This window comes from Klebsiella sp. P1CD1 (genome assembly GCF_003790505.1).
GTDB classification, from domain to species: domain Bacteria; phylum Pseudomonadota; class Gammaproteobacteria; order Enterobacterales; family Enterobacteriaceae; genus Klebsiella; species Klebsiella variicola.
Window position 1 is genome coordinate 157,594 of the sequence record NZ_CP033631.1, and the last position, 12,336, is coordinate 169,929.

General features: G+C 51.4%; 11 protein-coding genes. 7 read left to right on the top strand and 4 right to left on the bottom strand.

The genetic code is table 11. From position 1 onward, the window contains the following. The first annotated feature begins 139 nt into the window (after positions 1-139). Positions 140-1,816: an NAD-dependent DNA ligase LigB gene (gene ligB, locus DTA24_RS00775; RefSeq protein WP_042948067.1), complete on the top strand. Its 1,677-nt coding sequence runs from the start codon at positions 140-142 to the stop codon at positions 1,814-1,816. A gap of 5 nt (positions 1,817-1,821) precedes the next feature. Here the strand turns inward: ligB and DTA24_RS00780 are convergent, their stop codons facing one another. Further along, complete coding sequence (locus tag DTA24_RS00780) at positions 1,822-2,439, bottom strand: trimeric intracellular cation channel family protein (protein ID WP_012540300.1); 618 nt, start codon at positions 2,437-2,439, stop codon at positions 1,822-1,824. Between the two features lie 275 nt (positions 2,440-2,714). Here DTA24_RS00780 and DTA24_RS00785 point away from each other — a divergent pair, with 275 nt between their 5' ends. After that, positions 2,715-3,965, top strand: coding sequence for a chloride channel protein (locus tag DTA24_RS00785; RefSeq protein ID WP_042948069.1), 1,251 nt, complete (start codon positions 2,715-2,717; stop codon positions 3,963-3,965). Positions 3,966-4,022: 57 nt separating this feature from the next. On the opposite strand, the gene DTA24_RS00790 is transcribed toward DTA24_RS00785, so the two are convergent. The 3 genes from DTA24_RS00790 to DTA24_RS00800 all read right to left on the bottom strand — a co-directional run bounded on the left by DTA24_RS00790 (position 4,023) and on the right by DTA24_RS00800 (position 6,876). Next, on the bottom strand, positions 4,023-5,081 hold the full coding sequence (locus tag DTA24_RS00790; protein WP_022064900.1) for a bifunctional transcriptional activator/DNA repair enzyme AdaA: 1,059 nt from the start codon (positions 5,079-5,081) through the stop codon (positions 4,023-4,025). Positions 5,082-5,083: 2 nt separating this feature from the next. Next, the gene (locus DTA24_RS00795) at positions 5,084-5,830 is read right to left on the bottom strand and encodes an isocitrate lyase/PEP mutase family protein (protein ID WP_048268326.1); all 747 of its coding nucleotides are present in this window, start codon (positions 5,828-5,830) and stop codon (positions 5,084-5,086) included. 182 nt (positions 5,831-6,012) lie between these two features. Next, entirely contained in the window at positions 6,013-6,876 is an 864-nt protein-coding gene (locus tag DTA24_RS00800) for a YicC/YloC family endoribonuclease (protein ID WP_008806823.1), read from the bottom strand. Between the two features lie 72 nt (positions 6,877-6,948). Between DTA24_RS00800 and DTA24_RS27860 the strand changes: the two genes are divergently transcribed. From DTA24_RS27860 to DTA24_RS00820, 5 genes are all read left to right on the top strand, one after another. Continuing rightward, entirely contained in the window at positions 6,949-7,125 is a 177-nt protein-coding gene (locus DTA24_RS27860; RefSeq protein ID WP_164481317.1) for a hypothetical protein, read from the top strand. Positions 7,126-7,519: 394 nt separating this feature from the next. Continuing rightward, complete coding sequence (locus DTA24_RS00805; RefSeq protein ID WP_110196240.1) at positions 7,520-9,220, top strand: lysophospholipid acyltransferase family protein; 1,701 nt, start codon at positions 7,520-7,522, stop codon at positions 9,218-9,220. Positions 9,221-9,306: 86 nt separating this feature from the next. Then, positions 9,307-10,272: an HlyD family secretion protein gene (locus DTA24_RS00810; protein WP_012967055.1), complete on the top strand. Its 966-nt coding sequence runs from the start codon at positions 9,307-9,309 to the stop codon at positions 10,270-10,272. Further along, a complete protein-coding gene (locus tag DTA24_RS00815; protein ID WP_123836524.1) occupies positions 10,265-11,182 on the top strand; it encodes an ABC transporter ATP-binding protein in 918 nt (305 codons plus the stop codon). The genes DTA24_RS00810 and DTA24_RS00815 overlap by 8 nt, the downstream gene beginning before the upstream one ends. Next, on the top strand, positions 11,169-12,308 hold the full coding sequence (locus tag DTA24_RS00820) for an ABC transporter permease (RefSeq protein ID WP_012540305.1): 1,140 nt from the start codon (positions 11,169-11,171) through the stop codon (positions 12,306-12,308). The genes DTA24_RS00815 and DTA24_RS00820 overlap by 14 nt, the downstream gene beginning before the upstream one ends. The last annotated feature ends 28 nt before the right edge of the window (positions 12,309-12,336 follow it).

Genomic DNA, 12,336 nt, shown 5'->3' on the forward strand with positions numbered 1-12,336 from the left:
GCCGTTTTCCTGAATTCGCTAGCCGTTGCTGCAATGAAGCGTAAATCCTGGAAGACGCTTCGCAAGGCGAAAAAGTACCCGTCGCGGCTCGCGGTGTTCTACAGCAGACTCTCCGCCAGGTGATGAAGGAGGGACTGCAATGCGTAAAGGAGGGTGGTGGCTGGCGCTAGGGATGTTCTCTGCCAGCGCGCTGGCGACGTGTCCGGACTGGCCGCCGGCCAGAGGAAGGCAGGAGATTTCACGCCTTCATCAGCAAATTGTCGCCTGGAAAGAGGACTACTGGCGACAAGGCGCCAGCGAAGTGAGCGATGAGGTTTACGACCAGCTCACCCTGCGCCTGACGCAGTGGCGACAATGCTTTCCGGGCGCGACGCCTGAAGATGACGATCTGCCTCCGCCCACCGGCGATGCGCGTCATCCGGTGGCCCATACCGGCGTGCGCAAGCTGGCGGATGAGGTCAGCGTGGCCCACTGGATGAAAAATAAAACCGACCTGTGGATACAGCCTAAAGTGGACGGCGTGGCGGTGACCCTGGTCTATCGCCAGGGGAGTTTGGTTCAGGCCATTAGCCGCGGCGATGGTCTGCGCGGTGAGGCATGGACCGCCCGAGCGCGGCAGATCCCGGCGCTGGCGAAAGTGACGACCGGTGAACTGGCCAACAGCGTGCTGCAGGGGGAGCTGTTTCTGCGCCGGGACGGCCATGTTCAGCAGCAGGCTGGGGGGATGAACGCGCGGGCGAAAGTCGCCGGGTTGATGATGCGAGCCGACGCGGCGGCGGCGCTCAGTCAACTGGACGTTTTTATCTGGGCCTGGCCAGACGGCCCGTCGGATATGCGCCGTCGACAGCAGCTGCTGACGCAGGCGGGGTTTAAGTACAGCGGGCAATATACCCACCCGGTGACGCGCGTCGAACAGGTGGCGCAGTGGCGCCAGCGCTGGTATCGCTCGCCGCTTCCCTTCGTCAGCGATGGCGTGATTGTGCGCGAAGGGCGCGAACCGCCGGGACGTGCCTGGTCTCCCGGAAAGGGAGAGTGGCTGGCGGCCTGGAAGTATCCTCCGGCCTCGCAAGTGATGGAGGTACGGGCGATCCATTTCAGCACTGGCCGCAGCGGCAGGCTCAACGTCGTGGCCCAGCTTGAGCCCCAGCGGCTGGATGATAAACGCGTGCAGCGGGTTAATGTTGGCTCTGTGGCCCGCTGGCAGGCGCTGGATATTGGGGTTGGCGATCAGCTGCAGATCAGTCTGGCAGGGCAGGGGATTCCTCGGATCGACGCCGTCGTCTGGCGGACGGCCGAGCGCCATAAACCGACGCCGCCGGCGGCGAAATTCAATGCGCTAACCTGCTATTTCGCCACCCCTGAGTGCAGCGAACAGTTTCTTTCCCGGCTGATCTGGCTGTCATCAAAGTCCGCGCTGGATGTCGATGGCGTGGGGGAACATTTATGGCGCGCCATTCAGCAGCAAAACCCGATGACGCATATTTTTTCCTGGCTGGCGCTTACGGTGGAGCAGCTGCAGGCGGTGCCAGGGATCTCCGCCGCCCGCGGGCAGCACCTCTGGCATCAATTTGATCTCGTTCGCAAACGGCCTTTTATCCGCTGGGTGCTGGCGATGGGGCTCCCGGTGCCTCAGGGGGCGCTGACGCAGCTCGAAAGCGAAAACTGGCATCTGCTGGCGGCAAAAAGTGAAGCGCAATGGCGCGCGCTGCCGGACGTGGGGGAGATCAGAGCCCGCCAGTTGGTGGCCTTCCTGCACCATCCGGATGTGGTGGCGCTGGCGCAATGGCTCAGTGGTCAGCGCATCCCCGGATTTTGAGGCGGTTAGTGGCTATCATGGGTGTAGTGGAAGACCGGTAGCCCCAGTTTCCAGCGCAGTGCCAGCATGCGGGCGGTAAAGCCGAACAGCAGCGTAGCCAGCACCACCACATCGTGGCTGCTGACGTAATGTTGCAGGGCAATATAGAGTACGGCTGCGGCAAACGAGATCCCGGCATAGAGCTCTTTCTGGAAGACCAGCGGAATGCGTTTGCAGAACATATCGCGCAGTACGCCGCCAAAAACGCCGGTGATGACCGCGGCGATAGAGGCGATGATCGGACCTTCGCCCATATCCAGGGCGATCTGCGCGCCGATGATGGAAAACACGATCAGCCCCAGCGCGTCCAGCACCAGAAACAGCCGGCGAAGGTGAGGCATCACTGGAGCGGCAATGGTGGTGAGGACAGCGGCGACAGCGACAATAATGACATATTCCGGATGTTTCACCCAGCCGAGAGGATAATGTCCCAGCAGGATATCGCGAACGGAACCCCCGCCCAGCGCGGTCGCGGTGGCGATAATGATGACGCCAAACGTGTCCATCCGCCGACGCCCGGCAGCCAGCGCGCCGGTCATGGCTTCCGCGGTGATACCGATTAAATACAGAACATGAAGCAGCATAGATCCCCCCAGATAATGGCGGGCAGGTTAACGATTTGTGCGCAGGATCACGATTGAGATTTTCTAAAGCGAATCATTTACGCCAGGAAAAATTAATGGAAGTAGTATCTGTGATGGCTTGATTTAAAGGTTTATTGATTTTTTAGGTATTTTTATTGATTAGAAAAAGTAATGCTAAGTGAAGCGACGGGTATCACTATCGAAGACACTATGATTACGCAATGTTTAAGTCTCGTCCTTTATTCTTTTATTTTTCCTTTTCAAGGCCTGAGAAAATGAGCGTCGCCGCCGGGAATAAAAACAATCTGACCCGCCTGATAGCCGTGGTATTAACCGGGATTCTGGCTGGCCTGGCCGGCATGGTGCTGGCGCTGATTTTACACGCGATACAGCACCTGGCTTTTGGCTACAGTGCCGGGCAGATCGTCGGTTCGGTGTCATTTTTACAGGGCGTCACGGAGTCGTCCTGGCCACGCCGCATCGCGGCAATCGTGGCCGGCGGCGTCGTCGCCGGATTTGGCTGGTGGCTGCTTGGTCGCTATGGGCAGAAGCGGGTTTCCATTGCGGCGGCGGTGGCCAACCCTTCCGTACCCATGCCAGCAGGCACCACGACGATCCACGCCCTGCTGCAGATCGTCACCGTAGCGCTGGGTTCCCCGCTTGGCCGCGAAGTGGCGCCCCGGGAAATGGGCGCGCTGGGGGCGGGGATGGTGGCGCGTAAGCTGGGCCTGCTGGAAGATGAAACCCGCACCCTGATCGCCTGTGGGGCGGGCGCCGGTCTGGCGGCGGTCTATAACGTCCCGCTGGCAGGGGCGTTGTTCAGCCTTGAGGTCATGCTGCTGTCGTTTAGCTGGGAAAAAACGCTGGCGGCGATAATGACCTCGGCGATTGCCGCGTGGACGGCTACCCTGGGGTTAGGGGATGAATCGCAATACCATTTTGTTTCCAGCACGCTTCCGCATTCCTTTCTCTGGTGGGCGATTCTGGCGGGCCCGATTCTTGGCACCGGCGCCTGGCTCTTTCGTAAAGCGACCAGCGCAGCGCGTTCACGCGTCCGAAGTAACTGGCAGATGCCGGTGTTCTGTCTGCTGGGGTTTTCCCTTCTTGCCATCCTGAGCCTTTATTTCCCGGAACTTCCGGGCAACGGCAAGGGACCAATGCAGCTGGCGCTCAGCGACGGGCTGCCTCTCTCTATGGTCGCTATCCTGTTAGTGTTGAAGATGGTGGTGATCCTGGCGGTGCTGCGCGGCGGCGCGGAGGGTGGATTGTTAACCCCGGGGCTGGCGGTAGGCGGACTGGTCAGTCTGCTGCTCTGCGCGCTCTGGCAGCTCGGCTTCCCTGGCGGAGATAAAAGCAGCTTCGCTCTGGTGGGGGCGGCCGCGTTTCTCGCCGCCTCCATGCAGATGCCGCTGACCGCGGTGGCGCTGGTGATGGAGTTCACCCACATGGATCACAGCTATCTGGCTCCGGCGCTGCTGTGCGCGGCAGGGGCGTTTTTAACCTGCCGGGCGCTGGACAAAAAATAGGTTTACCGAGCCGCAGTGAAAGTGAACAGGGAGGGGCCCTTCATCCGGGAAGTAAAATCAGCCGCATTTTTCCCTGATGGTTGCCTCATGGTTAATAAGCCATTTTTTACGTGCAATGCCGCCGCCGTAACCGGTCATCGAACCATCTTTGCCGATAATTCGATGGCAGGGGATGATAATCGCGACGCGGTTAGCGCCGTTTGCAGCAGCCACCGCGCGCGTGGCCGTTGGTTTACCGATATCCATCGCAATCGATTGATAATGCGTCGTCTCACCGAAGCTAACGTACTGTAAATGGCGCCAGACCGCTCGCTGGAATTCGCTGCCAGGGGTATCAAGCGCCACCTCGAACGATTGACGCCGCCCGGCAAAATACTCCGTTATTTCCTGTTGCGCCTGCCGGGTGTGGGCGTTTTCACCGGCGATGATGCTGGCGTCGAACCGTCGCTGCAGGTCGCTGAATTCTGTCTCCAGCGCTCGTCTGTCGACAAACTCCAGCAGACAAATCCCCCGCTGCGTTGCACAAACAAACATTGGCCCTAACGGGGTGGTAAAACGATGAATTAAAACAACCTGGCGTTGCGCGCTGGGTGCGGAACCGGTCAATTTTTTGCAGGTATAGCCGAAACCGCTTAAGGACTCATAGCCGCTATCGAAAGCGACATCGGTGGTTGATCGGCCTGCTTTCAGCTCCTGAAGCGCCATATTAACGCGCTGCATCCGTTGAAAAGCCTGAAAGGTGATCCCGTGGTTTTGCAGGAACCAGCGGCGAACGCGTTCCGGGCTAATATCGTGCTGACGTAGTTCGCTATCACTGAGGCGAACCTTCGGGTCTTCTCGCAGCAGGCGGAGCGCTTGCTCAACAAAGGCGGGGGCTGTCCGGGCATTCTCCGTCGGGCGACAGACTTTGCATGGCCGGAACCCGGCATCCAGCGCGGATTTAACGTCATTATAGAATTCGACGTTTTCCCGCCTGGGTTTTCGCGCCCGACAGACCGAGATACAAAATACGCCGGTGGTTTTCACGCCAACGAAAAAGACGCCGGTAAACTCCACAGCGCGTTCAAGCAGCGCCTGATACCAGATATCGCACTGGATGCTGTCGGTAATTTTCATGGTCAAAAAACACCCGAGAAAGAGTAGTTAGCTTGCACCTGACATAATAAGTCTTTCAGTCTGGCCTGTGTGGCAGCATGAATAAAATTGCCCATCGAAATTCGTTTTACGCCCAGTGCCGATAAGGTACTGAAGTCTGCCAGCTCAGGCATACACATTACGTTTAAGGGTAAAGGCACGTGGCGGACAATGGCGGTAATATCTTCCGCGCGGGTGACGCAAGGCACAAAAAAACCGCATCCACCATGGTTAGCGTATAACTGACCGCGATAGAGCGTCTCATCCAGTGCATTTGGTATGTTGAGAAGAAAGGTATCGGTGCGGACATTAACAAACATATCGGGACAAGCGTGGGTGATTTCCTGGATTTTGGCGGCAAAGACCACGGCATCGTCAAGACGACGCGTATTATTCACCACATGACTATCCTCGAGGTTTATTCCGCTCACGCCGAGATGCGCCAGACGCTGGATATTGTCAATGATGTGGCTGGTTGTGGCGCTGTAGCCCGCCTCTAAATCGACGCTTAACGGCAGTTCGCTAACAGCTTTGATGTGTGAGACGATATATAACAGCTCGTCAAAACTCATCTCTTCGCCATCTTCATACCCTAACATTGCGGCGATAGCAGCGCTGGAGGAGCCCAGCGCCTGATAACCGGCCTGCTGAGCGGCCTGAGCGCTGCTGGCATCCCAGACGTTGGCAAGCAACAACGGTTGGTTTTGCTGGTGAAGCGCGTTGAAGTTCATTCTTTTCTCCCGCGGTGGTGTGTCCCCAGACTGTGCCGCGTTGGGCTCATTTGCCACAACCGAAAACTGGACGACTATTTTTATACGTAGATTCTTATCGTCAGCCGGCGGGAGAGATAAATAAAAAGGCCATGATTGATCATGACCTTTTATACGGTAGTGCCTGGATGGGTGAGAAAGCGTTACTCGATATTCTGGATCTGTTCGCGCATTTGCTCGATCAGTACCTTCAGCTCAATCGCGGAGTTGGTGACCTCGGCGTTAATCGATTTTGACGCCAGGGTGTTCGACTCACGGTTGAACTCCTGCATCATAAAGTCGAGACGGCGACCCACAGCCTCTTTCTTTTTCAGAATGTTGTAGGTCTCTTTAACGTGCGCTTCAAGGCGGTCCAGCTCTTCGGCAACGTCGATACGCTGCGCCATCAGCACCAGCTCTTGCTCAAGACGGTTATTTTCCAGCTGCACTTCCGCGTCTTCCAGTTTGGCAACCAGACGCTCGCGCTGCCACTGGAGGATTTCCGGCATATGGGCGCGAACTTTGGTCACTTCGCCGCTCACCCCTTCAAGCCGCTGCTCGATAAGCGCTTTCAGGGCCTGGCCTTCCGTTTCGCGGGCGACGATGAAGTCGTCCAGCGCGCCATCAAGAGCGGCCAGAATGTCGGCGGCGATGGCGTCGAGATCCTGCTCTTTGGCGGCCATCACGCCCGGCCAGCGCAGGATATCAACCGGGTTGATTTCCCCTTCATCGCTCTGCATTTTCACCCAGTTGGCAGCATTGACCAGCTGTTTAGCCAGCTTTTCGTTGAGGATAAGTTCACCCTGAGCGCTGGGATCTTGTTCAAAACGCAGGGTGCATTCGACTTTACCGCGAGTCAGGCGGGCGCGAATGCGCTCGCGTACCACGGGCTCCAGACTACGGAACTGCTCCGGCAGGCGGAAGTACGTTTCCAGATAGCGCTGGTTTACCGAGCGCAGCTCCCATGCGGCGCTACCCCAGTCACCCTTGATTTCACGGCGGGCATAGGCGGTCATACTGCGGATCATAGACGTTCCTGTTTTCGTAATAATGAATGCAAGGATTATAGCTATGCGGGCGGTGACTTAACAGGAATAGTGATGAAATACCTGGATGGCGATTGTTTTGAGGGGCATAGCCGCAATCTATTTCATGCAATTACTAAGTTAAGCGAGCGGTATGCTTCTGTTGTGGGTAAAAATAAGACGTTTTGTATTGGCAATTTTACGTCAATGACGCTGTTAAGTTATATGTGGTTAATTATTTGGGGTTACTGAAGAAATGGTTTTTCTGCGCTTTGTTGACCGCGGGGAGATATTACTTTTTGCTGTAGTTAATGGTTTTATGTTATTTGGCGTGAACATCAAATACAGATGATGCTATACGAGCTAGTTTCTTGGCGGAAAATCTGATCAGAGTGATGCTTTCGTGTCAAATATAACCACTGGAAATACTACGGTGTATTATCTTTAAGTATTATGTATGCTTTTTTTGAATTTATTGCGGCGAATATATTAAACCTGCTATTGTTTATATTGTCTTCATGAATATTATCACTTCAACTATATTCATTAATTTTGTATTAGTGGGTTTTCATTTTGGGCGGTATTGTCCGACAGAAGGATCACGAGTATAGTCGTTTTAGATTAGTTCTATAAAAAGGATTTTAATATGAACGCTATCTTTGACAGAGTCATTAGAGAGTTTTTCCCGGATACCCATATTCCACACTGGAAAAAATGGGTTTTCAGAGCCGCATTTGGCAATAGGATATTCTCTCGTTTAATAAACGACGAACGGTTAATTGATAAAAATGGTGTGCATTGGGTTAGTTCGGTCATTGATTTTTTTAACGTCCAATGTGAAACGGAATACTCTGACTTTAATAATATACCCCGACAGGGTGCTACAGTTGTTATTTCAAATCATCCGACGGTAATGGATGGTATTGCTTTAATACATACTATCGCTCAGGTCAGGAAAGATATAAAAATAGTGGCTAACCATATTTTGCCAATGATATTCCCACAGGTGGCAGAACTTACCATTGGTATTGAGAATATGGCTGGTAAGATGAGCCATAAGAAATTCAGGGAAATGAACGATCACCTGAAGAACGGTGGTGTGTTGATTATTTGTCCTGCAGGTAAGTTGGCTAGCTGGTCTCTTTCAGGTTTACAGGAACATCAATGGAATCCCGGTTTTTTACAACTGGCGATGAGAAACAACGCGGCGCTGGTACCTGTCCATATTACGGGATCAAACAGCAAAACTTATTATATAACTGCGACGGTCTGGCGGCAACTGTCAAATATAATGATTATTCGTGAAGCGCTACGCCATCGTGGTAAGACCATGAAAATCAAAGTAGGGCAGCAAATAGCCTTATCTTCGTTTAATCGATTTAATAAAGATCTGTCTGCCGCGTCAAGTGTATGCTTGATGCATCTCCAGAGCATCGGAGAGAATGGCCCGGCGCTGGTAGATACGGTTTCTCCGCAACAATTAACAGGTAGTCGAGAGAGTTTAATAAACGCAATAGAAGAGTGCGAAGTATTAAGACAATTTGATGATGGTAGAAAATTATTGATATTTCGCTGCAATACCCTCGGAGACTCACCCATTATTGATGAGCTAGGGCGCTTACGCGAGCGCTGTTATCGCGATATTGGCGCTGGATCCGGTAAAGACAGAGATAATGATGTTTTTGATGAAACCTATTACCATATCATTTTATGGGATCCTTCTGATGAAGAAATACTGGGTGCCTATCGTCTAATACCCGTTGGTGAGCAGTTAGCGCAACATGGAATAACAGGCCTCTATAGCAACAGCCTGTTCAAGTACCATAATAATGCCTATTCCTGTTTAAGCCAGTGTGTGGAAATCGGCCGTGGATTTATCCAGAAGCCTTATCAAAAAAGTAATGTTCTTGATTATTTATGGCGCGGGATATTTGATTTTATAAAAAGATATCCAGACTATAAATATTTGTTAGGTGTGTTGACGATCCCCGGCTCTTTTCCTGAAGAGGTGCAGAAACTCATTGTAAGCTTTTATAATATGTACTTTCCCAGTTCGGTTAACTTTTGTACGCCAATTCAATTATTCACTGCAGAAGGTGCACAAAGTGATAGCCCATTTTCCGGAAATGATTTTAGAGACGACTGGCGTGTGCTTAACGATTTACTGAGAGAAAAAGGTTATGAACTACCATGGCCTTTTAAACAGAGCGCTAAATGGTTTTCTCCAGGCGGATCGTCGATTCTTGCATTCACAAAAGATGATGCTTTTCACTCGATCGCTGGTTTAAACCTGAGTGCTCTCGATAAATTGAATGAAATATACTTTAAGCATTATTTAAAGGATTAAACTGACGATAACGTTAGGGTTTGGAATGAGAATAATTCAATCCAGACATCAGTAATGAAAAACTCTATGCGTACGGATGCGTTTTAATGCAAAAGCCAGTAAATATATTTATTGTTGTGATAGCGATGCTGATGATAACGGGGTGTGATAACAAACCGGAGAACAGGTTATCTGGTTATTCACATGGCGAATTTGTCTATCTTTCTTATTCTTCCACTGCAAAAATTGAACAGCTATTCATTAAGAAAGGAGATAATGTCACGCCTGGGCAAGAGTTAGTGAAGATTGAGTCCTTTGATGCGCAAAATATTTTCCTGCGAGCTGAGGAAAAACTTTCTGCAGAGAGCGCATTATTGCGAAATCTGGAGTCGGGAGAGCGGCCTGAAGAGCTGGATATTATTCGTGCCCAGATTAAAAAAGCACGATCGGCGGAATCCCAGGTAAAGCGTCAGCTTGAGCGGTATCGTAATCTTTACGCCAGTCGCGCCATCTCGCTCGCAGAATGGGAGGATATCCGGGATGAGTTAACGCAAAAAGGCGCGCAGGTTGAAGAGTTAATTAATCAACTCAAAGCGCGGCAACTGCCTGCCCGTCAGGATGAGATTAGCAAACAGCTCTCGATGGTGGCCGCGGCAAAACTCGAACGTGACAAGGCGCTTTGGGATGTCCAGCAAACGACGATTGTTTCTCCGGTCAATGCTAAAGTCTTCGATATTATTTATCGTGCCGGGGAACGGCCCACTGCCGGCAGACCAATAATTAGTCTGTTACCTCCTGAGAATATAAAAGTACGCTTTTTTATACCCGAGGCGATGCTTGGTAAATTTAAAATCGGAACTAAGGTAAAACTGATATGCGATGGTTGCGCTGAGCCCATTGCTGGCGTGATTAACTACATCAGTCCTGAAGCGGAATTTACGCCTCCGGTTATTTATAGTACGAAACGCCGGGAGAAACTCATTTTTATGGCTGAGGCTGTTCCTGCCCGGAAGCAGGCTGAGCGGATGAAAATCGGCCAGCCGTTTGATGTGGAGGTTATTGGTAATGAATAATCTTTGTATTGATGTAAAAAATCTCAATAAGTATTTTGGTGAGCATCACGTCGTAAAGGATTTCTCTTTGCAGGTGGCAAAAGGCGAAATTTATGGTTTTCTTGGGCCGAACGGTAGCGGGAAAACAACATCGATTCGGATGATGTGTGGTTTGATTACCCCGGATTCAGGTGAAGGCTCTTGTCTGGGCATGGACATCTTTACGCAGCGGGAAAAAATAAAAAAAAAGATAGGTTATATGACCCAGTATTTCTCAATGTGGGGAAATTTAACCATCCGGGAAAACTTACTTTTTATCGCGCAGTTGTATAGCCTCGACCAACGTAAAGCCCGGGTTGAACGCGCGCTTTCAGAGTTAGGCCTCACTACCCGACAGCATCAGCAGGCCAGGGAGCTTTCTGGCGGCTGGAAGCAAAGAATGGCCCTCGCCGCTTGCATGTTGCATGAACCCGTTTTGTTGTTTCTCGATGAACCAACCGCTGGCGTGGATCCGAAAGCGCGGCGAGAGTTCTGGCAAATGCTGCATCAGTTATCGGACAGAGGGATCTCAATCCTGGTGAGCACGCATTATATGGATGAGGCCGAGCGCTGCCATAAGGTTGCCTATCTGTCTTATGGCCGTCTGTTGGCGAATGGCACTATTTCGTCGATTATCGCGTCCCAGAATCTGATCACCATGCGAACCAGCGGCACCGGTCTGACGCTGCTTGAAAACCAGCTACAACGCTTGCCGGAGATTGAGCAAACGGTCATTTTTGGCAATCAGCTTTATATTACTTCCAGAGATGAAGCCAAATTAAAGTCCACGCTTTTTGCATTTACACAACAGGGCTATGAGTTCTGTCAGGTGGCTACCAATCTGGAAGATGCATTTACCTACTTGATGAAAAACGATTGTGAAAAAAATTAATTTAAGCTTCTCCTTTACCCGTTGGATCGGCGTGGTTATTAAGGAAATCCACGAATTACGTCGTGATAAAGTCAGCATTAGTATGGTGCTCCTGACACCTATTTTTCAGCTGATCATTCTTGGCTATGCGATCAATATGGATCCCCATAATCTTCCTACCGCGTTATTAAATTACGATACCGAACGCATGAGTCATATTTTTGTGACGGAAGCGCAAAATACAGGGTATTTTTCAATGATTCCTGTCGATTCAGAAGAGGCGGCGCAGAAAGCGTTCGTTCGGGGAGATGTCACTTTTATCGTGACGATTCCTGAGGGGTTTACGCGCAAGATGCTGCGTGGAGAAAAGCCTCAGCTGTTAATTCAGGGGGATGCCATCGATCCGATAACCACGGGGAATGCGCTAAGTGCCCTTGTACAGGTGGCGAAATCGATGTTTCAACACGACTTGCCGGGCGACATGCGTGTCTCGCAAAAAGAGGATGATTTCGAGCTTATTATCCATCGGATGTTTAACCCTGAGGGGATTACCCAGTTTAATACTATTCCAGGTATTATGGGATCGATACTCAGTACCACCTTGATCCTGATGACCGCCCTGTCTATTACCCGTGAGCGAGAAAACGGGGCGTTAGAAAATTTACTGGTCTCTCCTTTGACCGGGTTTGAGGTCATTGTCGGGAAGATAACGCCTTTTGTTGTCATCGGTTTGTTCCAGGCGACGTTAATTCTGATTGCCGCTGTGCTATTGTTCGATATTCCCCTTCATGGTAGCGTTTTTCTGCTTTTTTTTGTGCTGTTAATATATGTTTTCCTCTGCCTGTCAATTGGCATTGGTATTTCTGGCCTGGCACAAAACCAACTGCAGGCGCTGCAAATGTCGTCATTTTACTTTATTCCTTCCATTATGCTTTCCGGCTTTATCAGCCCCTTTATTAGTATGCCTGACTGGGCGAAAGCCATTGGCTCCTGTTTACCGCTGACCTATTTCATCCGACTGGTTAAGGGCATCATGCTGAAAGGCTATTCTGCGATGGCATTATTACCCGACCTTTTGCCACTGATCGGCCTGGCGGTGATAGTGATTGGCGTGGGGTTGAAATCTTATCGTAAAACACTGGACTGACATTATGTGCGTGCCCGGCACGTGTTGG

Excerpts from the sequence above, each read along its gene's own strand:
- DTA24_RS00785 (WP_042948069.1), top strand. The coding sequence starts at position 2,715 with ATGAGCGTCGCCGCCGGGAATAAAAACAATCTGACCCGCCTGATAGCC.
- DTA24_RS00790 (WP_022064900.1), bottom strand. The coding sequence starts at position 5,081 with ATGAAAATTACCGACAGCATCCAGTGCGATATCTGGTATCAGGCGCTG.
- DTA24_RS00815 (WP_123836524.1), top strand. The coding sequence starts at position 10,265 with ATGAATAATCTTTGTATTGATGTAAAAAATCTCAATAAGTATTTTGGT.
- DTA24_RS00810 (WP_012967055.1), top strand. The coding sequence starts at position 9,307 with ATGCAAAAGCCAGTAAATATATTTATTGTTGTGATAGCGATGCTGATG.
- DTA24_RS00780 (WP_012540300.1), bottom strand. The coding sequence starts at position 2,439 with ATGCTGCTTCATGTTCTGTATTTAATCGGTATCACCGCGGAAGCCATG.
- DTA24_RS00805 (WP_110196240.1), top strand. The coding sequence starts at position 7,520 with ATGAACGCTATCTTTGACAGAGTCATTAGAGAGTTTTTCCCGGATACC.
- DTA24_RS00800 (WP_008806823.1), bottom strand. The coding sequence starts at position 6,876 with ATGATCCGCAGTATGACCGCCTATGCCCGCCGTGAAATCAAGGGTGAC.
- DTA24_RS00795 (WP_048268326.1), bottom strand. The coding sequence starts at position 5,830 with ATGAACTTCAACGCGCTTCACCAGCAAAACCAACCGTTGTTGCTTGCC.
- DTA24_RS27860 (WP_164481317.1), top strand. The coding sequence starts at position 6,949 with ATGAAATACCTGGATGGCGATTGTTTTGAGGGGCATAGCCGCAATCTA.
- ligB (WP_042948067.1), top strand. The coding sequence starts at position 140 with ATGCGTAAAGGAGGGTGGTGGCTGGCGCTAGGGATGTTCTCTGCCAGC.